Annotated in this window: 23 protein-coding genes; 13 read left to right on the top strand and 10 right to left on the bottom strand. The window is 59.0% G+C overall.

What is annotated here, in order from left to right; all coding sequences use genetic code 11:
• Positions 1-12: 12 nt before the first annotated feature.
• The gene (locus ACR6A7_RS03415) at positions 13-1,206 is read right to left on the bottom strand and encodes a zinc-dependent alcohol dehydrogenase (RefSeq protein WP_434123386.1); all 1,194 of its coding nucleotides are present in this window, start codon (positions 1,204-1,206) and stop codon (positions 13-15) included.
• A gap of 287 nt (positions 1,207-1,493) precedes the next feature.
• On the opposite strand from ACR6A7_RS03415, the gene ACR6A7_RS03410 reads away from it, so the two are divergent.
• Positions 1,494-2,201: a phage antirepressor KilAC domain-containing protein gene (locus ACR6A7_RS03410; protein WP_434123385.1), complete on the top strand. Its 708-nt coding sequence runs from the start codon at positions 1,494-1,496 to the stop codon at positions 2,199-2,201.
• Between the two features lie 69 nt (positions 2,202-2,270).
• Here the strand turns inward: ACR6A7_RS03410 and ACR6A7_RS03405 are convergent, their stop codons facing one another.
• Positions 2,271-2,555 carry a DUF1330 domain-containing protein gene (locus tag ACR6A7_RS03405; protein ID WP_434123384.1) on the bottom strand — a complete coding sequence of 95 codons (285 nt, stop codon included), beginning with the start codon at positions 2,553-2,555 and terminating at the stop codon, positions 2,271-2,273.
• Between the two features lie 3 nt (positions 2,556-2,558).
• A complete protein-coding gene (locus ACR6A7_RS03400; RefSeq protein ID WP_434123383.1) occupies positions 2,559-3,236 on the bottom strand; it encodes a GntR family transcriptional regulator in 678 nt (225 codons plus the stop codon).
• A 457-nt stretch (positions 3,237-3,693) separates the two neighbouring features.
• Between ACR6A7_RS03400 and ACR6A7_RS03395 the strand changes: the two genes are divergently transcribed.
• From ACR6A7_RS03395 to aroD, 7 genes are all read left to right on the top strand, one after another.
• Positions 3,694-4,296 carry an amino acid synthesis family protein gene (locus ACR6A7_RS03395; protein WP_434123382.1) on the top strand — a complete coding sequence of 201 codons (603 nt, stop codon included), beginning with the start codon at positions 3,694-3,696 and terminating at the stop codon, positions 4,294-4,296.
• The gene (locus tag ACR6A7_RS03390; RefSeq protein ID WP_434123381.1) at positions 4,268-5,113 is read left to right on the top strand and encodes an alpha/beta fold hydrolase; all 846 of its coding nucleotides are present in this window, start codon (positions 4,268-4,270) and stop codon (positions 5,111-5,113) included. Before ACR6A7_RS03395 ends, ACR6A7_RS03390 begins: the two co-directional genes overlap by 29 nt.
• The gene (locus ACR6A7_RS03385; RefSeq protein ID WP_434123380.1) at positions 5,100-6,020 is read left to right on the top strand and encodes a flavin reductase family protein; all 921 of its coding nucleotides are present in this window, start codon (positions 5,100-5,102) and stop codon (positions 6,018-6,020) included. The genes ACR6A7_RS03390 and ACR6A7_RS03385 overlap by 14 nt, the downstream gene beginning before the upstream one ends.
• A gap of 20 nt (positions 6,021-6,040) precedes the next feature.
• Positions 6,041-7,078 (top strand): LLM class flavin-dependent oxidoreductase, encoded by a 1,038-nt coding sequence (locus ACR6A7_RS03380; RefSeq protein WP_434123379.1) that lies wholly within the window; start codon positions 6,041-6,043, stop codon positions 7,076-7,078.
• Between the two features lie 11 nt (positions 7,079-7,089).
• Positions 7,090-8,556, top strand: a complete 1,467-nt coding sequence (locus tag ACR6A7_RS03375) for an aldehyde dehydrogenase (protein ID WP_434123378.1) — start codon at positions 7,090-7,092, stop codon at positions 8,554-8,556.
• Between the two features lie 208 nt (positions 8,557-8,764).
• Positions 8,765-10,153 (top strand): purine-cytosine permease family protein, encoded by a 1,389-nt coding sequence (locus ACR6A7_RS03370; protein WP_434123377.1) that lies wholly within the window; start codon positions 8,765-8,767, stop codon positions 10,151-10,153.
• Positions 10,154-10,243: 90 nt separating this feature from the next.
• A complete protein-coding gene (gene aroD / locus ACR6A7_RS03365) occupies positions 10,244-11,089 on the top strand; it encodes a type I 3-dehydroquinate dehydratase (RefSeq protein ID WP_434123376.1) in 846 nt (281 codons plus the stop codon).
• 23 nt (positions 11,090-11,112) lie between these two features.
• Here the strand turns inward: aroD and ACR6A7_RS03360 are convergent, their stop codons facing one another.
• Positions 11,113-11,703, bottom strand: a complete 591-nt coding sequence (locus ACR6A7_RS03360) for a CGNR zinc finger domain-containing protein (protein ID WP_434123375.1) — start codon at positions 11,701-11,703, stop codon at positions 11,113-11,115.
• Positions 11,704-11,871: 168 nt separating this feature from the next.
• On the opposite strand from ACR6A7_RS03360, the gene ACR6A7_RS03355 reads away from it, so the two are divergent.
• Both ACR6A7_RS03355 and ACR6A7_RS03350 read left to right on the top strand, forming a co-directional pair.
• Positions 11,872-12,753: an alpha/beta fold hydrolase gene (locus tag ACR6A7_RS03355; protein WP_434123374.1), complete on the top strand. Its 882-nt coding sequence runs from the start codon at positions 11,872-11,874 to the stop codon at positions 12,751-12,753.
• A gap of 74 nt (positions 12,754-12,827) precedes the next feature.
• Positions 12,828-13,043: a hypothetical protein gene (locus ACR6A7_RS03350; protein WP_033748899.1), complete on the top strand. Its 216-nt coding sequence runs from the start codon at positions 12,828-12,830 to the stop codon at positions 13,041-13,043.
• A 55-nt stretch (positions 13,044-13,098) separates the two neighbouring features.
• Here the strand turns inward: ACR6A7_RS03350 and ACR6A7_RS03345 are convergent, their stop codons facing one another.
• Positions 13,099-14,304 (bottom strand): diguanylate phosphodiesterase, encoded by a 1,206-nt coding sequence (locus tag ACR6A7_RS03345; RefSeq protein ID WP_434123373.1) that lies wholly within the window; start codon positions 14,302-14,304, stop codon positions 13,099-13,101.
• A gap of 341 nt (positions 14,305-14,645) precedes the next feature.
• On the bottom strand, positions 14,646-15,605 hold the full coding sequence (locus ACR6A7_RS03340; protein ID WP_434123372.1) for a LysR family transcriptional regulator: 960 nt from the start codon (positions 15,603-15,605) through the stop codon (positions 14,646-14,648).
• 96 nt (positions 15,606-15,701) lie between these two features.
• On the opposite strand from ACR6A7_RS03340, the gene ACR6A7_RS03335 reads away from it, so the two are divergent.
• The 3 genes from ACR6A7_RS03335 (at position 15,702) to ACR6A7_RS03325 (ending at position 17,691) form a co-directional block, all read left to right on the top strand.
• Positions 15,702-16,136 (top strand): DMT family transporter, encoded by a 435-nt coding sequence (locus ACR6A7_RS03335; RefSeq protein ID WP_434123370.1) that lies wholly within the window; start codon positions 15,702-15,704, stop codon positions 16,134-16,136.
• A 1-nt stretch (position 16,137) separates the two neighbouring features.
• Positions 16,138-16,596, top strand: coding sequence for a DMT family transporter (locus ACR6A7_RS03330; protein ID WP_434123369.1), 459 nt, complete (start codon positions 16,138-16,140; stop codon positions 16,594-16,596).
• A 108-nt stretch (positions 16,597-16,704) separates the two neighbouring features.
• Positions 16,705-17,691, top strand: coding sequence for a UV damage endonuclease UvsE (locus ACR6A7_RS03325; RefSeq protein WP_434123367.1), 987 nt, complete (start codon positions 16,705-16,707; stop codon positions 17,689-17,691).
• Here the strand turns inward: ACR6A7_RS03325 and ACR6A7_RS03320 are convergent.
• The 4 genes from ACR6A7_RS03320 to ACR6A7_RS03305 all read right to left on the bottom strand — a co-directional run bounded on the left by ACR6A7_RS03320 (position 17,663) and on the right by ACR6A7_RS03305 (position 19,949).
• On the bottom strand, positions 17,663-18,196 hold the full coding sequence (locus ACR6A7_RS03320) for a hypothetical protein (RefSeq protein ID WP_434123365.1): 534 nt from the start codon (positions 18,194-18,196) through the stop codon (positions 17,663-17,665). The two genes, ACR6A7_RS03325 and ACR6A7_RS03320, sit on opposite strands and share 29 nt — an antisense overlap.
• A gap of 36 nt (positions 18,197-18,232) precedes the next feature.
• The gene (locus tag ACR6A7_RS03315; RefSeq protein ID WP_434123364.1) at positions 18,233-18,526 is read right to left on the bottom strand and encodes a hypothetical protein; all 294 of its coding nucleotides are present in this window, start codon (positions 18,524-18,526) and stop codon (positions 18,233-18,235) included.
• 170 nt (positions 18,527-18,696) lie between these two features.
• Entirely contained in the window at positions 18,697-18,936 is a 240-nt protein-coding gene (gene ycgZ / locus ACR6A7_RS03310; RefSeq protein WP_434123363.1) for a regulatory protein YcgZ, read from the bottom strand.
• A gap of 263 nt (positions 18,937-19,199) precedes the next feature.
• Complete coding sequence (locus ACR6A7_RS03305) at positions 19,200-19,949, bottom strand: SDR family oxidoreductase (RefSeq protein WP_434123362.1); 750 nt, start codon at positions 19,947-19,949, stop codon at positions 19,200-19,202.
• Positions 19,950-20,080 lie beyond the last annotated feature (131 nt).

The raw sequence follows: 20,080 nt of genomic DNA, 5'->3' as shown, positions 1-20,080 counted from the left end.
TGGACAACCGGGTTATCTGGCGGCGCGCTGCGACGCCATGCCGGGCACCAGAATGACCTTGCGGCAGTCATCTTTGCGCTTCTCAAAGATCTCATAGCCGTGCGCGGCGTCTTCAAGCGGCATATGGTGGGTAACGATCTCTTCCGGCGTCAGCAGTCCTTGCTCAATTAGCGACAGCAGGCGCGGCAGATAGGCCTGCACGTGGGTCTGTCCCATCCTGAACGTCAGCCCTTTATCAAAGGCATCGCCGAACATGAAGCCGTGAATAAAGCCGGCATAGACGCCCGGCACGCTGACCACGCCGCCGCGCCTGACGGCGGCGATACACTGGCGCAGCGCCTTGCCGCTGCTGCCTTCCAGCTTAAGATTGCTTAACACCGTCTCGGTCAGGCTCCCTTTCGCTTCAAAGCCCACTGCGTCGATCACCGCGTCAACGCCCCGGTTATTTTTCGTATGCTCGATAATCCATGCCGCCGGGTCGTCGATATCGTCAAAGTTAATTGGCGTGACGCCGTAACGCTGACGGGCAAATTCCAGACGATAATTGTTATGGTCGATCATAAAAATCTCTTCTGCGCCGACCAGGCGGGCGCAGGCGGCGCTAAGCAGACCTACCGGACCCGCACCGAAAATCGCCACGCTGGAGCCTTTATCCAGACCGGCGTTCTGCACCGCCTGCCAGGCGGTCGGCAGGATATCGGACAGGAACAGCACCTTATCGTCCGGCAGCGTCAGCGGCACTTTAAACGGGCCGACATTCGCTTTCGGCACCCGCACATACTCTGCCTGACCGCCGGGCACGCCGCCGTAAAGATTACTGAAGCCGAAGAGCGCCGCCGGCGGCGTAATGTTCTTCTTGTTCAGGATGGCGCCGCGGCCGCTGTTGGTGGTTTCGCAGGCGGCATACTGATGCAGATGGCAGTAAAAGCAGTCGCCGCAGGCGATGACAAAGGGCACCACCACGCGATCGCCGACGGCGACGCTGGTCACCGCCGAGCCCGCTTCGACCACTTCGCCCATAAATTCATGGCCAAAGATTTCGCCATGCTCGGTACCGGGGATCTTGCCGCGATAGAGGTGCAGGTCAGAGCCGCAAATCGCCGTGGCCGTCACGCGCAAAATAATATCGTCCGGCTCCTGCAGAACAGGATCGGGAACGGTCTCAACGCGAACCCGGTGCGGGCCATGATAGGTCAGAGCTCTCATATCAACATCCTTTCTTGATGAGTGTGCCGGTCGCCATGACGCAACACGGAAATTCCACGCCGGAGGCGCACTTCCCGGACGTTTCAGGGATGGCGGGCGTGGAAGACGGAGATGGTTTAAGCCTGGCCGCAGATACAGGTAAAGCAAGCGCGGCGGCTGTTGCGCAATCAGGCGAGACGGCGAACGCTTAGTAAAACGCTTAAAAAAAATACTGGATATAACAACAGTATCCTGTATACTTATTCAACAGCCCAGACGGCTGCGTACGTTTGCATGAGGTGACGCTGATGATGTTCTCTACTGAAAATCTTTCTGCTCTCAACGCTTCTGTCCTGATGAGCAGCCGTGAAATCGCCCGACTGACCGGCATTACCCACGGCGAAGTAAAACGTTTGATCAAAAGCCTGGAAACCGCGCAGCGGCTTTCGCAGCCGTTGACGATCAACCTTTACGAGCATGAAGGAGAGATGCGTCAGGAGTTCTGCCTGAACAAGCGCGACTCGCTGCTGGCCGTTGCGCGCCTGTCGCCGGGCTTTACCGCCGATCTGCTCGACAAATGGCAGGAGCGTGAAAAAGTGGCGCATCTGCCCGACTTTACCAACCCCGCCGAAGCGGCGCGCGCCTGGGCAGAGCAGTTTGAGCAGCGCCGCGCTGCCGAAGAACAGCTGGCGCTCTCCGCCCCAAAGGCGGAATTTTTTGACCGCTTTGTTGAGGTGACAGACTCGCTCGGTTTTCGCCAGCTGTGCAAAATGCTGAAAGTGAAAGAGCCAGAGTTTCGTCAGTTCCTGCTGGAGCGTAATATCATGTACCGCGATAAAGGTACGCTGACCCCGCAGCATCACCATTTGCAGGCGGGCTACTTTACGCTGCGCTCGGGCGTGGGCGAAAATCAGCATGCGTTTTCGCAGGCGCGCTTTACCGCCAAAGGGGTGAAGTGGGTCGCCAGCCTGTGGGCGGGGCATGTCGCTACGCAGCCCAAAGGCGTCGCCGCCTGACTCGTGCCGCATGCAGGTTAAAACCGGTCGCTGACCGGTTTTTTTATGCCTGCAATCTCTTGCCGCGCGCTATAGCCCATCCACAATGATGATCATCGCTTCCGCCACGTCGGCGCGTTCGGCGCGGGCGCGCTGATAGGCCTCGGAGTGATAGCAGTCGAGCGCGCTCTGATAGTCGTCGAACTCAATCAATACATGCTTCTGAAAAGCGGCGCCCTCCAGCGATGTCGCTTCGCCGCCGCGCGCGAGGAAGCGCGCGTGGTAGGCCTGAAAGGCGGCCGGGGCCAGCGCCATATAGTGCTGATACTGCGTCGGATCGTGAATAGTGACGTGCGCAATCCAGTATGCGGCCATGGTTTACTCCGGTTGAGAAAGGATCTGCTTTGCCAGGCTGGCGGCTTCGGTGAGATGCTCATAAACCGCCTGTTTCGCGCGCGGCGCATCGTTCTGCTCAATCGCCTGACAGATACGCGACATGCGTTCAAAGCCCGCGACTTCGCGCTCCGGCCAGGCGAGCGTCAGCGCGCGCAGGCGGCTGATGCGGCTGTTCATACGCTGCACAATCTCCCAGGCGATGGTGTGATGCGCCACGCTGAACAGGGTTTCGTAAAACGCCTGCGACGCCTCGACGCGCCTGATATCGTCGTGCTCACGCGATGCCTGCGCAATCTGCTGCAGCTGCTGGCGCAGCCGTACCTTATCGGCCTCGCCGGCGCGCTGCGCGCAGTCCCAGGCGGCCTCCTGCTCCAGCAGCAGGCGAATATTGTAAATCTGCTCGGCAATCTCCCACGTCAGCAGGGCGACGATCGGCCCTTTTTTCGGCAGGATCTCAATTAAGCCCTCCGCTTCCAGATAGCGGATCACCTCCCGCACCACGCTGCGGCTGACGCCGAGCTGCTCGGTAAGCTGACGCTCTACCAGCCGGTCGCCCGCCTTAAAATAGCCAGCGATAATCGCCTGGCGCACTTTCTTCAGCGCCAGTTCGCGCAGGGTCACTGGCGCGTTTTCAATTCTCAGAGAATGGTTATCAACCATCAAATCCCTCTGTATTCAAGTAGATAAATTAACCTGACGCGGGTCCGACTGCGCCGGATGGTAACTTACTATTAACACCGAACGATCGGCGCGCGCAATGCCCAGGCTACGGCGGCGGGTGCGCATAAACAGGTTAAATCTGGCCCGCCTCACACTTTTGCACTCTGCTTAAAAATAGTGCGTTACGCCAGTCGGCGACGCGCAATGCCTTGATGCACGCGGCTTTTTCGCTCTGGCATTTTGAACGTGTCAGTAACGATCTGTTTAATAACGCAGCAGGGCTCCTGTCTAAAATCCTGTTTAAAATCAGCTGATTAACACGCTGAAAGCGGTGTCGGCAGCCCTCAGAATGCCATTTCGTATGATGGTATACCATATTTTGACATGGCAATTTTCCCAGTGCTATACCACTCACGAAACATTCATTTAGCATTTTGATAACTTTCAGGAGAGGACTATGCATCCCGCCATTCGTAAAACGCTGGTGACCACCGAAACGCTGTACGTCGACGGCGGCAAGGCTGCTGCTAAACCCCTGGTGATGATCGCCGCTGCCGCCGTAGTGAAAAACCCCTGGGCCGATCGGGGCTACGTTGAGGATCTGGCGCCGCAGATCCGCGAGCTCGCGCCGGTGCTGGGCGAACTGCTTACCCGGCTGATTCTGAAAGAGGCGGGCAGCGGCGAAAACGTCGAAGCCTTCGGCAAAAGCGCGGTTGTCGGGCTTGATGGCGAACTGGAACACGCCTCCGCACTGATCCACACGCTGCACTTCGGCAACCACTACCGCAGCGCGGTGCAGAGCAAAAGCTATCTGGCATTTAACAACACGCGCGGCCCGGCCAACACGCCAGTGCTGATCCCGATGATGCATAAAAACGACGAAGGCAGCCGCGAACACTACCTGACCATGCAATTTAATATCGGCGATGCGCCGCGCTACGACGAGATCGTTATCGCGCTGGGCGCGGCGCTGGGCGGCCGTCCGCATCACCGTATCGGCAACCGTTACTCCGACCTGAAAGAGTTAGGCCATGATGCGAAAAACCCAGCGGCTCTCTGACGGCGGGATGCGCGTCAGCTATCTCGAAGCCGGGCAAGGCGCGCCGCTGGTGCTGATCCACGGCGTCGGGATGAATGCCGAGGCCTGGTTCCCGCAGATTGAGGCGCTGAGCGCGCGATTCCGCGTGATTGCAGTCGATATGCCGGGCCACGGCGAGAGCGATGCCTTTCGTCGACCGGTCTCGCTGCCCGACTATGTCGCCTGGCTGGCAGCGTTTCTCGACCAGCGGCCGGAGTCACGCTTCGCCGTGGCAGGGCACTCAATGGGCGCGCTGATCGCTGCCGGGCTGGCGATCGACTATCCGGACCGCGTCAGCCACGCCATCGTGATGAGCGGCGTCTACCGCCGCAGCGACGCGGCGCGTCAGGCGGTATTGCAGCGTGCCAAAGAGCTGGCGGCCGGGGATGCCCAGCTGGATTCGCCGCTGGCGCGCTGGTTCGGCGACGACGAACGTGAAACCGCGCTGCGCGATCGCGTCGGCGGCTGGCTGCAGCAGGTCAATCTTCAGGGCTATGCTGCCGCCTATCAGGCATTCGCCAGCGGCGACGCGGTCTACGCCGACCGCTGGGACGAGATGCGGTGCCCGGTGTTAGTGCTGACCGGCGAGCTGGACGCCAATTCGAATCCGCAGATGGCGCGCGCCATGGCCGCTGCAGCGCCGCAGGGACAGGCGGTGGTGATCGCCAACGCGCGGCATATGGTGAGCCTGACGGACGCGGAACGCGTCAGTCAGGAGATGATGACCTTCCTGACCGCACCCCTCGCGGCGGAAAAAGAGATCAACGCACTGGCAGGAGTTTCTCATGCAGACAGATAAACGCAGACAGCTGCGCGACGCGTTCGGCGCCTTTATGACAGGCGTCACCGTGGTGACCAGCCGCGACAAAGCGGGCCAGCCGATAGGCTTTACCGCCAACTCTTTTACCTCGGTGTCGCTCGATCCGGCGCTGCTGCTGGTCAGCATCGACAAGCGTTCGGCCAACTTCGCCAACTTTACCGAGTGCGCGCACTTTGCGGTGAATATCCTGGCGGAGCAGCAAAAAGAGACGTCGAATATCTTCGCCTCGAAGGTAGAAGATCGCTTCGCGCTGGTGGAGTGGCGCGCCAGCGACAACGGCACGCCCTTGCTGGAGCACAGCTCCGCCTGGTTCGACTGTGCGCTGCATCAGGTGGTGGACGCGGGCGACCATGCGCTCCTGATTGGCAGGGTCGAGGGCTTCGACTCTCAGGCGACCGCTGGCCTGGGCTACTACCGCGGTGCCTATTTCACGCCGTACCAGAATGCGCAAACCCTGATCAATCGCCTGCGCGTCGAAGTCAGCGCGCTGATCGAATGCAACGGCCACGCCATCATGGTGGAGAAAGCGGGCGCAGCCAGCCTGCCTTCGCGCCCTGTCGCTGACGGCAGCGTCAGCGAAACCCTGACTGCGCTGATGGCCGACCTGGGCGTCAACGCCAGTCCCGGCTTTGTCTATTCGATTTACGAAGATCGCCAGAGCAACAAGCAGCATATCGTCTTTCTCTGCGCGCTGCCGACCGACAGCACGCCTGGAGTGCTCAGCCAGGGCGAATGGCTCGATCTGGAAAAAATTTCTGCGCTTTCCATCAAAGATTCGGCGCTGAAATCGCTGATGAATCGCTTCGTCAGAGAGAATAGCGTCGGCAATTACAGCATCTATTACGGCGATGAAATCAACGGTTCAATAAAACAATTCGCCAGCTGAAACTCGTACCGGGGTACCCTATGAAACTGTCACTCTTTATCCATATGGAACGCATCTCGCCCGACGAGCCGCAGGACAGGCTCTACCAGGAAATGATGGCGCTGTGCGAGATGGCGGATCAGGCCAATATGCACGCCATCTGGACCGGCGAGCATCACGGCATGAACTTCACCATCGCGCCTAACCCGTTAATCAATCTGGCCGATCTGGCGAACCGGACCAAAAACGTGCGGCTCGGCACCGGCACGGTGATCGCGCCCTTTAACCATCCGCTGCGGCTGGCGGGCGAAGCGGCGATGACCGATATCATTACCGGCGGGCGTCTGGAGCTGGGCATCGCGCGCGGCGCCTACAGCTACGAGTATGAGCGCATGATGCCGGGCCTGACCGCCTGGGATGCCGGCCAGCGCATGCGCGAGCTGGTGCCCGCGGTGAAAAAGCTGTGGGAAGGGGACTATGCCCATAACGGTGAGTTCTGGCAGTTTCCGCTCTCTACCTCGTCGCCGAAGCCGAAACAGCAGCCCCATCCACCCATCTGGATCGCCGCGCGCGATCCCAACAGCCACGAGTTCGCCGTGACCAACGGCTGCAACGTCCAGGTTACGCCGCTGCATCAGGGCGATGAGGAGATCGTGCGTCTGGCGCAGTGCTTCCACGAAACGCGTCAGCGCCTCGCGCCGGAGAAGCCGCTGAAGATCATGCTGCTGCAGCATGGCTACGTGGCGGAGGACGAAGCGGACGCGCAGCAGGCGGCGGAGGAGCTTAACCGCTTCTACAACTACTTTGGCGCCTGGTTCAAAAACGAACGACCGGTCACTCAGGGACTGATCCAGCCACTGAGCGACGCCGACATCGCCGCCAATACCTACTACTCCGCGGCAGCGATGCGCAAGAACCTGGCTATCGGCAGCGCCAACGAGGTGATTACGCGCCTCAAGCACTACGAAGCGCTGGGCTATGACGAATTTGCGCTCTGGATCGACAGCGGCATGACGTTCGAACGTAAAAAAGCGTCTCTGACCCGCTTTATCAACCAGGTGATGCCCGAATTTCATTAACAGGTGGCGAGATGGAATCGTTCAAACTCTTTATTAACGGCCAGTTTGAGTCGGGCGCCGCAACGTTCGACTCGCTGAATCCCGCCACCGGTCAGCCGTGGGCGACCATCGCCGAAGCGCGCGCGGAAGAGGTCAACCGTGCCGTCGCAGCGGCGCATCAGGCCTTTAACGCACCGGCATGGCGCGACCTGACCGCATCAATGCGTGGCAAGCTGCTGATGCGGCTGGCGGATCTGGTCGAACAGAACGCTGACGAGCTGGCGCGGCTGGAGACGCTCGACACCGGCAAAATCATCCGCGAAACCCGCGCGCAGATCGCTTACGTCGCCGACTATTACCGCTATTACGCCGGGCTGGCCGACAAGATGGAAGGGCGCGTGCTCAGCATCGACAAGGCCGATACCGAAACCTGGACGCGGCGTGAGCCGGTAGGCGTTGTGGCGGCGATCGTTCCCTGGAACAGCCAGCTGTTTCTCTCTGCGGTGAAGATCGGCCCGGCGCTGGCGGCGGGCTGTACGCTGGTGGTGAAGGCGGCCGAAAGCGCGCCGACGCCGCTGCTGGCCTTCGCTCGCCTGATTGCCGAGGCGGGTTTCCCGGCGGGCGTCTGCAACGTTATTACCGGCTTCGGCGAGCGCTGCGGCACGGTGTTGACCACTCATCCCGACGTGGCGCATATCGCCTTCACCGGCGGTCCGGAGACTGCGCGCCACATCGTGCGCAACAGCGCGGAGAACCTCAGCAAAACCACGCTGGAGCTGGGCGGCAAGTCGCCGTTTATCGTTTTTGACGACGCCGACCTGGAGAGCGCGGCCAATGCGCAGGTGGCGGCGATCTTTGCCGCGTCGGGGCAGAGCTGCGTCGCCGGTTCGCGCCTGCTGGTGGCGGAAAGCATCAAAGAACGTTTTCTGGCGACGCTGGTGGCGCGCGTCGAGCGCATCATCATCGGCGCGCCGCAGGAGATGGCGACGCAGTTCGGCCCTCTCTGCACGCAACAGCAGAAAACCCGCATTCAGTCGCTGGTCGCCCGCTCGCTGGAGCAGGGGGCGAGACTGCTGACCGGCCACTACGCTATCGACCGGCCCGGCTTCTACTATCCGCCGACCATTCTCGACTGCTCTGCCGCGCCGCGGGCCGAAACCGTGGTGAACGAACTGTTCGGTCCGGTGCTGTCGGTGGTGAGCTTTCGCGATGAGGCGGAGGCTATTCGCCTCGCTAACGACACCGCCTACGGGCTGGCCGCGGGCGTCTTTACGCAGAACCTGGCGCGCGCCCATCGCGTGACGAAGGCGCTGCGCAGCGGCGTGGTCTGGATCAATACCTACCGCATGGTGTCGCCGCTGGCGCCCTTTGGCGGCTACGGCCTCTCCGGCCACGGCCGCGAAGGCGGCATGGAGGCGGCGCTGGAGTTCACCACCACCAAAACGGTGTGGCTGCGCACCAGCGACGAGCCCATCGGCGATCCCTTCGTCATGCGTTAACTGCGTGACCACACCAGGAAAAGACCTCACGGACGAAGTGACCCGCAGGCGCGCGCCGCACGGATACCGGCGCTGCGTCTGATGTAAAGGATGAATTCAGAAGCCCGATTGTTGTCGGGGCCACGACGGCCTCCGGCCAGGCTTTGCCGCCGTTCAGCTACGTAACCCTACACATCACAAAATAAAAATCCCCAGTGCGGAGGATAAAATGTCTCAAAACAACGTGATAGAAAATAAATCGATAGACTACGTGCCGGAAAACGAGCGGCACGGCCAGGCGCGCAGCCTGTTCACGCTGTGGTTTTGCACCAATATCGCGCCGCTGGCGGTGGTGACCGGTGCCATCTCGACCCAGACTTACCACCTTAATATCCTCTCGGCGATCTCGGCGATTATCGCCGGGCATCTGTTCGGCGGGCTGTTTCTGGCGCTCACCTCGGCGCAGGGGCCGCGCGTCGGCATTCCGCAAATGGTGCAGAGCCGCGCGCAGTTCGGCCGCTACGGCTCGCTGCTGGTGATCTGCTTTACCACGGCGATCTACCTCGGCTTTTTTATCTCCAATGTGACGCTCTCCGGCAAGGTGATCAATAACGTGATCCCGGCGCTATCGGTCCACAGCGCCACCATCCTCGGCGCGGTCGCGGCAACGCTGATCGGTATCGTCGGCTATCGCTTTATCCACCATATCAACAAGGTTGGCGCCTGGGTGATGGGCATTGCGCTGGTGGTGGGGCTGATTGTGATGCTTGGCCGTCCGCTGCCGGTGGATTTCTGGCAGCGCGGCAGCTTCAGCCTGAACGGCTGGTTCGCCACGTTCTGCATCTGCGCGGTGTGGCAGATTAGCTTTTCACCCTATACCTCTGACTATTCCCGCTATCTGCCCGCCAATATTGGGGTGTTCAAACCCTTTATCTGCACCTGGTTTGGCGCGTGCTGCGGCACGATACTGGCCTTTTTGTTCGGCGTGGTGGCGGTGAATGTAGTCGGCGGCGAAGGGGATGCGATGGCGGCGGTGCGGCAGGCGACCGGCTGGCTCGGGCCGGTGCTGATGGTGCTGTTCCTGCTGAATATCATCTGCCATAACTCGATGAACCTTTATGGTTCGGTGCTCTCGCTGATTACCGCCGTGCAGACCTTCCGCCCGACCTGGCTGCCGGCTGCGCGCGTGCGCGTGCTGTTTTCGGCGGTGGTGCTGGTGGGCGGCGTGCTGGTGTCGCTGGCGGCATCGGCCAACTTCGTCTCTTTCTTCCTGAACCTGATCTGGGCGCTGATCGGCGTGCTGATCCCCTGGAGCGTCATCAACCTGCTCGACTTTTATGTGGTGAAGCAGCAGCGCTATGACATCCCCTCGATTTTCCGCGCCGACGGCGGTCGCTATGGGCTGGTGAATGCGAACGCGCTGCTGATCTATTTTGGTGGCGTGGTGGTGCAGATTCCGTTCGTTGAGAACGCTTTCTTTACCGGACCCTACGCGCATCTGATCCCTGGCGCCGATATCTCCTGGGTGATCAGCCTGGTGGTGACCAGCGCCGCCTATCTGCTGTTCCATAAAAAAGGCGCGTCTCTGACGGCGCCCCAGCAGCAGCGTGCCCAGTAATGCAGTGACCGGCGCGTTGAGGCTTGATGGTGATAAAAGTGTGAGCTAGATCTTAAACCCTGGGTTTTATTCAGGACAGGGAGAGGTTTTATGCTCAAAGCACCTTTAGCGCTACTGATGATGTCGGTTTCCGCAGCGGCTGCGGAACCGCCATCTGCGCATGTACGGCCGTTACAAGTGGGCAATCTCACCATTCAGCAGGGCAAACCGGCCATTATCGTCTCGACCACGGGCGACGATGCCGAGAGTGCGCTGCAGCTGGCGCGCCAGGCGGCGCAAACGCCGCAGGTGCGAATGGTCGAACTGCGCGTCGATAAGCTCGATTTCGCCACTCACGTTGACAGGGTCGCGCAGCTCGGGCGAGAGATGCGCCGTGAACTTCAGGGCAAGCCGCTGCTGCTGACGCTGCGCACTAAAAACGAAGGCGGCAGCCTGTCGCCGGATGACGCCAGCTATATCGCCCTTTATCAGCAGTGGATCGAGGCAGACTTCGCCGATGTTATCGATATTGAGATGCGCATCGGCGCGCAGGCGGTGGATCGGCTGGTGGCGCAGGCGCACCGCCGACACATCGCGGTGATCCTCTCTTATCATGACTTCCAGGCGACGCCGGATAGCGCTGACATGCTGCAGCGGCTGACGTGGCAGGAGGCGCACGGCGCGGACATTCTGAAGATAGCGGTGATGCCGAAAACGCCGCACGACGTCAGCCGCCTGAGCGACGTGACCTGGCAGATGCGCCAGCGCAGCGACAGGCCGCTGCTGACCATGGCGATGGGCGGCCTGGGCGCGGTGACGCGCCTGTCGGGCGAGGTGTTCGGCAGCAATCTGACCTTCGGCACGCTGGACGAGGCGTCTGCGCCGGGCCAGCTTGAGGTGCAGGCGCTGGATCGGGCAATGAGCACGCTGCATAAAGCGAATACGCCCTCATCCTGAATCACGACTGGCGCGCAGCCGTCTTAGCTCTGAGTCATCCGGCGAAAGCGCGCCGCCTTGGCGCGGTTGCCGCACAGCGCCATGCTGCACCAGCGGCGGCGATGCGCTTTGGTGCGGTCGTAAAACCAGAGCGTGCAGTCGGGATGCTCGCACTCGCGCACCAGCGAGAAATCGCCGTTTACCAGCAAATCGGCAGCCTGCTCCGCCACCTGGGCAAGCTGCTGCTCTGGCGTCGCCGTCGCGTAGACGCGGCGAGACTCAGGCTGGCCATCCTGGTTTAGCGTCAGCTCAAAGTGGCTGGAGGCGCTGCGAAGGAAGCGATTGAGCGCATCCGGCTGCCAGGCTTCCTCTCTTTTTCTTTGCTTTACCGCCTGCAGAATAACAGTGCGCAGTTCACGCGCCGCCTTGAGCAATCCGCCAGCGTGCGCTTCACGCGCCCTCCCGGCTGACCCGCATCCCGCCGCCTCAAGCCAGCGCACCACATCCTCGTCGCGCTGAAAAAAATCATGCGGTTCGCCATCAACCTGCGCCACGGTGTTCAGAAAATCGAGCGCCAGATGATCGCCAATCTGCAGCGGCGCGGCGGGAAAGGGTTCGCTGTTTCTCTCTTTCATCTAATTCTGCTCTCCTGATAACCATTAAAGATTAGGTTAAAGGGTTGCTTGCTGCAACGGTGGCGCACTCAAGTAACCGCTAAAAATAACTTTTAAAGGTTTGTGTTCTGTGCCAGGGTATAAACCAACCTGTAAAAAACTACTTTAACGGTTACATGAGAGGTCAAAATGATCAGCAATCCGCTCTGTCCAGTGCACTACCGCTATGTCGACGCCGACGGCGTACGCGTCTTCTACCGCGAGGCAGGCAATCCTGAACGCCCCACGCTGCTGCTGCTGCACGGCTATCCCAGCTCCTCGCATCAGTTTCGCGATCTGATTCCCTTATTGAGCGACAGCTTTCATCTGGTGGCGCCCGATCTGCCCGGTTTTGGTTTTACCGAAGTGCCGGACGCGCGCCGTTACGTCTATAGCTTCGACGCCCTGGGCGACACGCTCGCCGCGTTTGTCGATGCACTACGGCTCGAACGCTACGCGCTTTACGTGTTCGATTATGGCGCGCCGAGCGGACTGCGGCTGGCGCTCGCTTATCCCGACAGGGTAACCGGCCTGGTGTCTCAAAACGGCAATGCTTATCTGGAAGGCCTGGGCGACGCATGGGAGCCGATTCGTCGCTACTGGGCGCAGCCGACGCCGGAAAATCGCCAGGTCGTGCATGACAACGTGCTCAATCTGGCAGGCACCCGCTGGCAATACCTGCATGGCGTCAGCGACGAAACGCTGGTGGCGCCAGAAGGCTATATGCTTGATGCGCTGCTGATGGAGCGGCCCGGCAACAAAGATATTCAGCTGGATCTCTTCCTGGACTACGCGAATAACCTGACGCGCTACCCGGCTTTTCAGCAGTTCTTCCGTGAGAAACAGCTGCCGACGCTGGTTATCTGGGGCAAACACGATCCCTTCTTTATTCCGCCAGGCGCGCAGGCTTATCTGCGGGATAACCCACAGGCGCAGGTTGAGCTGCTCGATACGGGCCATTTTGCGCTGGAAACCCATGCGGGCTATATCGCGCAGCGCATCAGGCAGGTGATCGGCGGCGAAGCGGTTTAGATGGCGGATTTGCCGGGATGGCGTATGGTTAAACTTTGGCCGCACTATTTAAAGTGAATCATCAGGGGGGAAACATGGATTACGCTATCGCCAGCAATCTGGATGAGCTGAATGAACTGCTCAGCAGCGGGGAGCATAAATCAGTAGTTATCGGCTATGAGCTTTCTGCCGATGAGTTTTTTGGTATCGCGATGTACTGGGGCGATCGGGGCGCGAAAATTAAACGCGTCGACGGCAGTTTTCTGGTGAAGCTGGGAAAAAACGCCATTCCGCCGAACGACGAAATTTAGCCGCTGGCTGAGTGAAAACAGATGGGCCGCGCGAAAGGCGGCCCATCTGGTCAGCTTACTGAATATCTGGCCAGGCGACCGCCGGAATACCGTTCAGCTGCGGGCGGGCAAACAGATAACCCTGGAAATTGCTGATGCCAGCGGCTTCCAGCCACATCCACTCTTCCGGCTTCTCAACCCCTTCGGCGATCACGCTGATCTCCAGCGAGGAGCAGCATTTAAGAATCGCATGCACAATCGCCTGTTTCGGCCCGCTTTTATGCACGTCGATAATGAGGTTGCGGTCGATTTTAATTTTGTCCGGCTGGAAGCGCGACAGCAGCGACAGCCCGGCGAAACCGGCGCCGAAATCATCCAGCGCAATGCTGATGCCTGCCGCACGCAGTTGCTTAACGGCGACGGTAAACTCATCAAGACGTGAAATCACCTCGTTTTCCGTCACCTCCACTACCACCTGCTCCGGCACCAGCCCGTTCTGCTTGATCTGCTCCAGCAGAATCTCTACCGCGTTAGGCACCACCACCAGTGACATTGGCAGCAAATTGACCGATAGCGTCTGGCCCTGAATGTCGAGCTTTTTCGCCAGCGCGAAGGCGACGCCTTTCGCTTTAATATCCGCAGCGTAAATATCGTCGCCGGAGTACTGGGCAAAATAGTCAGTCGGCGCGCTGCCGTCTGGCGTGCGGATCAGCGCCTCCAGCGAGACGATTTGCTGCTTCAGCGGATCGATAATCGGCTGAAAGGCGAAGCTGCAGTCGGCGGCGTCCGGCGGGGCGATGGCTTTTTCCAGCCTCTCTTCCACGACAAACTGCAGCGTGTCAGTAGAAGGGATTTCAAAATAGTTGGCTTTTTCTCTCGCCTCGACGAAAGTACGCAAAAACTGCAGGGCGCGGTCATCATAGGTAAGCTGATATTTTGAGGTGCCTTTATCAAGCACCGCCTGCAGCACCGTCTCTTTGTCATATTTGCGCAGGTCAAACAGCTCCATGCCGACATTGCCGAAGCGGCGCGACGGCGAGTAGTCATACATTAACTCCACTAAGTTATGATGACGCTTGTCTGCGCAGATGCGTTCATATATGGCGCATACCGCTGCATCGGAACCCTCCAGAAGCTGGAAAAAATGGGTGCCGTCAAACAGCAGAATGCCGGTAACGTCATAGGTTTCATTCTTGCTGTTGGCGCGTGTAGCTAAATTATCCAGCGTTCTTACAGGCACGTCGTCTGCCAGATGGCTGCGATAAATTATTGTTGTCAGCATGGATAATTCCAGTCTTGGCTTTTGTGAGGCACACATTAACAGAGGTCGCGCAGGAATTGTCTAGCGGTTTTTTTCAGAAATAAAAAAAAGTATGCCGGAGGCTGTTTTCTAAAAAAAAGTCATAACCTGCTGCCGGTTCGCTTTAATTTTATCCATAAATCTGGCGGCGCGCTGAAACACTTTTTTTCAGCCTTAACCGCTTCGCTTAAAATGGCCGTTACGCTATGACCCGGCTTTTTATTGCGTCTCAGTCAGAATGTTTTATGCCAGAAAGCCAGACAGGATGGAAAACGCGTTATCTGCCGCCGTTCCTGTTTTCTCGCGCTGACCCGGGTAATGATCTACGCCTTCTGAGCCTCGTTTGACGCCTCGCGTTGCCAGTAGAGCGGCGAACCATACACCTCGACAAAATAATCGATCACCGCACGCACGCTGAGCGGTGGATGACGCGTATTGGGATAAATGGCGGCAATGTGCTGCGGCACAGGAGAGATCCCCGCTTCATACTCCTCCAGCAGTCTGACCAGTTTGCCCGTGCGCAGATGATCGCCCGTCAGCCAGTCAGGAAAAAGCACCATTCCCATACCGCCCAGCGCGGCAGTCAGCAAGGTCTCGGCGTTGTTCGACGACAGCAGCGGCCTAACCGGATAGTGCACCCAGGGCGCGTCGTCGCGTCGGAACAGCCAGCGGTTAGTCCCCACGGAGCCGCGGTAGACCAGACAGTGATGCTCGCTCAGTGCATCCGGGCTGGCGATCGCGCCATGCCTGGCGAGGTAGTCTGGCGCGGCGGCCAGATAGTAGCGCTGACTGCCCAGCACCCGCGCGTGAAACGAGGAGTCAGTGAGCGTGCCGATGCGAAAGATAAGGTCGGTCGCGGTGCGGTGGGGGTCGACATAGTCGTCGGTCAACGTCAGCTCAATCTCCAGCAGCGGATAGCGTGCCGACAGGCCCGCCAGCCAGGGCGCGATATGCCGCTGGCCGAAAAAGACGGGCGCATTGAGCCGCACCAGGCCTGACGGTTGAAGCGAGCGCGCCTGCAAGGCCTGTCGCGCGTCGCTAAACTGGCTGTCGATGGCGCGCGCATAGTCGATAAAGAGCCGACCCGCTTCGGTCGGGATCACCGCGCGCGTATTGCGGTAGAAGAGCTGCTGCCCCAGCGCATCCTCCAGCTGGAGAATCGTCCGCGACACCACCGAGGCGGAGACCCCTTCGCGCCGCGCCACCACGGAAAAATTTTGCGCGTCGTAGACGCCAAGAAAAAAGCGCAGCGCGCGCAGATCAATCGAGCCGGTGCCGTCCATTAATGCATTTCCTGCAAAGGTGTTTGCCACACTATAGCGTTTTTTAATTTAATCGACGCCATTATGCTGTTCCGCTTCGATTTAAAGGAAGCGATTATGCAACTCATTTTTCTATTACTGGTTATCGCCGGCGGGATGGGACTGTCGGTAGAGGCGGGGCTGCTCGGGCCGCTGGGTCAGCAGGTTGGCGATCTCTGGGCGACGTTCAGCATTTTTGGCGTCGGCGCGGCGCTCACCTTTTTGCTGATGCTCTTTTTCAGCCCGCGCAACAGCCCGTCGTTTTTCGCCCAGCCGGGCTGGCAGCTGCTCGGCGGGATTTTAGGCCCTGGCTACGTGGTGGTCCTGACGCTGGCGACGCCGGTGATCGGCATCGCCATGACGATGATCGGCATTCTTGCCGGTCAGGTATTCAAAAGCCTGGTGATTGACCACTTCGGCCTGCTGGGCACGCCGCATCGCAGAATCGATGGCAAGCGCATCATTGCGCTGCTGTTTATTGTTATCGCACTGGCGCTGGTCGCCCGAGGTTAATATGACGATTTTTATGATCTGTTTAGCGGTACTGGGCGGCGCGCTGCTGAGTGTTCAGGCGGCGATTAACGGCCAGCTCGGCGCCAAAGTCGGCGTCTTCCGCTGCGCCTTTCTTACCTTCGCGCTGGGCGCGGTGGTGACGGCGCTGCTGATCTTCTTTTTTGAGCCGCCGCAGGCGCAGAGCCTGATGGAGGTGCCCAAGTGGCAGCTGCTGGGCGCGCTGTGCGGCGTTCCCTATATCGTGATTATGGTGCTGGCGGTGCAGCGTATCGGAACGGCCGTCGCCACCGTCGCGGTGATCTTCGGCCAGCTCGCCATGAGCATGCTGATCGATAATTTTGGCTGGTTAGGCAATCCGGCGATCGCCTTCTCGCCAGGTCGGCTGGCGGCGGTGGTCTGCCTGGCGATTGCGCTCTTCTTTATCTACAGCAGCAACAGGCCGAAAAAAGCGAGTGCCTGACCGCGATGCCTGCGCCCTCTGCGCAGGCATTCCTGATTGTCGCGTCTTGCATCCAGCCGGTTTTCAAATAACTGTTAAACTTACTGTTTGTGTTTAACAGGGGGAAATATGAAATTAGGCTTCGCGTGTAAATATCTGGATGCAGATGGCAAACAACATTTCCCGTTCAAGAGCACAACCCGTACCCGCTTTCTCAGATTGCCGCGCGATGAGCAGATGGCGCTGATCGCCAGCCTTGCCCGCCTGAACCTGACGAATCTTGCTGGCCTGCTTGAAACGCTGGCGACCCAGCCTGAAACCCTGCGCATGATGCGTATCGGCAGCGATCTGCTGCCGCTCTTTACCGTGCCGGAAGCGATGCCGCTCTACCGCGAATTTTTGCCCGATCTCTACCCGCTGTTTGAGCGCTGTGGCGCGCTGGCGCGTCAGCATGGCATCCGTCTCTCTTTCCATCCCGGGCAATATTCGGTGCTGGCGTCGGATAACCCCGACGTGGTGCAGCGGGCGATCGAAGATGTGGAGTACCATGCGCTCTGCGCCGTACTAATGGGCTACGGCAAAACGTTTCAGGATTTTAAAATCAACATCCATATGAACGGCAAGAAAGGCTTCGAGGGGTTTAAGCAGGCCTTTGGTCAGCTTACGCCTGAAGCGCGCAATATGCTGACGGTGGAAAATGATGAGATTTCCTGTTCGCTGGATGAGGTGCTGCAGGCGAGGGCGCTCTGTCCCATTGTGCTGGATATTCACCACCACTGGGTGAAAGAGAACGCCTTTATTCAGCCAGACGATAGCCGTATCGACCAGATTCTGGCGTCATGGCGCGACGTTCAGCCGGTGCTGCACTATTCGATCTCGCAGGAAGGATTGATACCGGAACAGGGCTATCCCGATCAGAGCAGCCTGGGCGTAGCGAAAACCAAACTGCGCGCGCACTCCGACTACTATTTCAATGCGACGCTTAACGACTGGGCGCTATCGTTTAGCGCCTTCGATATCATGTGCGAGGTGAAAATGAAGAATCTCGCCAGTCAGCGCCTTTATGACTATGCGCTGACCAGAGGGGTTATCGATCCCAGCCGAAGTGAGCGGTAATCGCGCGGCGATAAGGGGTATCTATCTGCGCGGGCACCTGCAAAATATAGGCGCGCGCGTGGTCTGCCTCTCTGCCTTCCAGCTGCTGCAGATAGTCTATCGCCTGCGACAGCGTGGGAACGAACCCTTCAACGCTGCCCAGCTTCGGCGGCAGCCCGGTCCAGATAATCGCATCCAGCTCGCGCGCGCGCGCCCACTCGGCCAGCACGCCGGGCGTATGCGCCGTTAGGGAAAAAATACCGATGCCGTCGACGCGTTCATCAGGGATCCCTTCGCGCTCGCGAAGTTGCAGGCAGGCCTGACCTAAATCCTGTGTCGCCAGCCTGGCCCAGAGCACCGGCACCGGCGGCGCGTTCATGCAGATCGCGGTCGCCAGCTCGCCGCCGTCGCTGGTGCGGGAGAACTCGATGGGAAAGCGCGGGCCATCCTGATGCCACGCGCCTTCAACGGGAAGATCACCCGGTTTCCAGATCAGCGAGCCCCAACCTAAACAGGCAATATTCATCGAGTGCTCCTGAAAGGAAAACCGGAAAAGAGAGGATCAATGCCTGCGTTTATCGCCAGGTATCGCATCGCCCTTAAAGTGATGCTCATTGTTGTTGCGATCGCGTAATGTCACGCGAGACTGAGTAGATTGTGTGGTGAGGTTCTGCTGCACCTCGTTAATGGCGCGAGCGATAACCTGCTGACGCTCTTCATCCGTCTCTTCGGCCGCCATGCGCTGCAGCACGTCCATCAAAGCACGGCTGGAGACCGCTTTGTCAGACAACAGCAGCTCCAGCGTCGCCTCGCCAATAACGATATCGGTCAGTCTTTCTTCATTACTTTTATACATAACATTTGCTCTGTGTCCCGCTGCACGCCCCAGCAATTGGGGCAGGATTGAGGTGCGGTTGACTACAGAAAGAACCAGCGCACCCGGCTGGTGCTGGCCGAAGCCAGCGAATGCCTGCTTATATCTAAGGTCGTGCCAGTTAAAACGGAAATCGTAACGATAATCGGGTATTAACGACCCAATAATAAGCCGATAAGGCGCTGATAGTGTTGCTCTTCTTCCGCCGTCGAGGCTACTTCCAGTCGTCTAACCAGCTTAGTGCAAATCCCTTTACGATTGACGTTTTTTCCCGCACGGAGAAGCTCAACAACGATCTGGCCCAGCGTTTCCTGTTGGGAAGGCAGGCTGGCTTCACGAAAATAACGTGCGATATCTTCGGATGAAGAGAGAAGGCTGCTGCTCTGACGCATAATTTTACCCCAAAATGAGTTAAACGATGATCAGTTAAGAAAACTGACAAGCTGTACATCGATTGGAAAAGTGTACAAGAATATGCAAAAAAATTGCGATAACTTTTTTGCAAAAAATGCTCTCAAATGAGCATGAACTTAGTTAACTCTTTGTATTGTCGTTAAAGCGAGCAAAACGTCAAGTGCTTTCAGGACGCTTCTTAGGCTGTACAACTTCTGTTTACAGCAAGGCCCTGCAGACAATTTCCTGCAGGGCATCAGCCTTAGACCTGCGCCATACCGCCGTCGACAAAGAGTTCAGCCGCATTGATAAAGCTGGCTGCATCAGAGGCGAGGAAGGCGACCACCTTGCCAATCTCTTCGGGTTCGCCCAGGCGACCTAGCGGCACCTGCGCTGCCAGCGCGTCGAACAAGCCCTGGCGGCTGGCTTCATCCACCAGCTCACCCAGGCCTGGCGTACGCACCGGCCCTGGGCTGACGACGTTAACGCGGATAGCGCGTTCTTTAAGGTCCAGCGCCCATGAGCGGGCGAAGTTACGCACTGCCGCCTTGCTGGCGCTGTAAACGCTGAATCCGGCGGTGCCCTGCACCGAGGTCGTGGATGAGGTCAGAATTACCGAGGCGCCGTCTACCAGCAGCGGCAGGGCCTTTTGTACGGTAAAGAGCACGCCGCGCACGTTGGTGGCGAAGATACGGTCGAAATGTGCTTCCGTAATCGCGCCCAGCGGCAGCATGTCGCCCCCGCCTGCATTGGCGAACAGAATATCCAGGTGGCCGGCGCTGCGCGCTATCTCGGCGTAGACCGCATCCAGATCGGTGAGAAGCGAGGCGTCGGCGCGAATGCCAGTCGCGGCGGAACCAATAAGCGCGACCGCATCATCCAGCGCTTCCTGACGGCGTCCGGTAATAAAAACGCGCGCGCCCTGTGCGGCGAGTTGCTGTGCTGACGCCAGGCCGATACCGCTGGTGCCGCCGGTGACTAAGGCGATTTTGCCGCTAAGTGCGTGAGTCATGATCGTTTCCTCTTTAAGCATATAGGTTAGGGTCGCAGCGCCAGGTCACTGCAGCGCTGAGGAGCAATCTATCCCTTCCGGCTTTATTGAAAAATCCTGTAAAATGAAAAGCACTATTTCTGTGGGTGGAT

Origin of the sequence: Pantoea phyllosphaerae, assembly GCF_051025595.1 — a bacterium.
Classification (GTDB): Bacteria; Pseudomonadota; Gammaproteobacteria; order Enterobacterales; family Enterobacteriaceae; genus Pantoea.
The sequence above is the reverse complement of the archived record's forward strand: the minus strand, read 5'-3'. Positions and strand labels throughout refer to the sequence as shown.

Coding starts and splice junctions, on each gene's coding strand:
- ACR6A7_RS03350 (WP_033748899.1), top strand. CDS start 12,828: ATGGATTACGCTATCGCCAGCAATCTGGATGAGCTGAATGAACTGCTC.
- ACR6A7_RS03405 (WP_434123384.1), bottom strand. CDS start 2,555: ATGGCCGCATACTGGATTGCGCACGTCACTATTCACGATCCGACGCAG.
- ACR6A7_RS03315 (WP_434123364.1), bottom strand. CDS start 18,526: ATGTATAAAAGTAATGAAGAAAGACTGACCGATATCGTTATTGGCGAG.
- ACR6A7_RS03340 (WP_434123372.1), bottom strand. CDS start 15,605: ATGGACGGCACCGGCTCGATTGATCTGCGCGCGCTGCGCTTTTTTCTT.
- ACR6A7_RS03330 (WP_434123369.1), top strand. CDS start 16,138: ATGACGATTTTTATGATCTGTTTAGCGGTACTGGGCGGCGCGCTGCTG.
- ACR6A7_RS03325 (WP_434123367.1), top strand. CDS start 16,705: ATGAAATTAGGCTTCGCGTGTAAATATCTGGATGCAGATGGCAAACAA.
- ACR6A7_RS03395 (WP_434123382.1), top strand. CDS start 3,694: ATGCATCCCGCCATTCGTAAAACGCTGGTGACCACCGAAACGCTGTAC.
- ACR6A7_RS03380 (WP_434123379.1), top strand. CDS start 6,041: ATGAAACTGTCACTCTTTATCCATATGGAACGCATCTCGCCCGACGAG.
- ACR6A7_RS03320 (WP_434123365.1), bottom strand. CDS start 18,196: ATGAATATTGCCTGTTTAGGTTGGGGCTCGCTGATCTGGAAACCGGGT.
- ACR6A7_RS03355 (WP_434123374.1), top strand. CDS start 11,872: ATGATCAGCAATCCGCTCTGTCCAGTGCACTACCGCTATGTCGACGCC.
- ACR6A7_RS03400 (WP_434123383.1), bottom strand. CDS start 3,236: ATGGTTGATAACCATTCTCTGAGAATTGAAAACGCGCCAGTGACCCTG.
- aroD (WP_434123376.1), top strand. CDS start 10,244: ATGCTCAAAGCACCTTTAGCGCTACTGATGATGTCGGTTTCCGCAGCG.
- ACR6A7_RS03390 (WP_434123381.1), top strand. CDS start 4,268: ATGATGCGAAAAACCCAGCGGCTCTCTGACGGCGGGATGCGCGTCAGC.
- ACR6A7_RS03410 (WP_434123385.1), top strand. CDS start 1,494: ATGATGTTCTCTACTGAAAATCTTTCTGCTCTCAACGCTTCTGTCCTG.
- ACR6A7_RS03385 (WP_434123380.1), top strand. CDS start 5,100: ATGCAGACAGATAAACGCAGACAGCTGCGCGACGCGTTCGGCGCCTTT.
- ACR6A7_RS03370 (WP_434123377.1), top strand. CDS start 8,765: ATGTCTCAAAACAACGTGATAGAAAATAAATCGATAGACTACGTGCCG.
- ACR6A7_RS03360 (WP_434123375.1), bottom strand. CDS start 11,703: ATGAAAGAGAGAAACAGCGAACCCTTTCCCGCCGCGCCGCTGCAGATT.
- ACR6A7_RS03375 (WP_434123378.1), top strand. CDS start 7,090: ATGGAATCGTTCAAACTCTTTATTAACGGCCAGTTTGAGTCGGGCGCC.
- ACR6A7_RS03415 (WP_434123386.1), bottom strand. CDS start 1,206: ATGAGAGCTCTGACCTATCATGGCCCGCACCGGGTTCGCGTTGAGACC.
- ACR6A7_RS03345 (WP_434123373.1), bottom strand. CDS start 14,304: ATGCTGACAACAATAATTTATCGCAGCCATCTGGCAGACGACGTGCCT.
- ACR6A7_RS03335 (WP_434123370.1), top strand. CDS start 15,702: ATGCAACTCATTTTTCTATTACTGGTTATCGCCGGCGGGATGGGACTG.
- ycgZ (WP_434123363.1), bottom strand. CDS start 18,936: ATGCGTCAGAGCAGCAGCCTTCTCTCTTCATCCGAAGATATCGCACGT.
- ACR6A7_RS03305 (WP_434123362.1), bottom strand. CDS start 19,949: ATGACTCACGCACTTAGCGGCAAAATCGCCTTAGTCACCGGCGGCACC.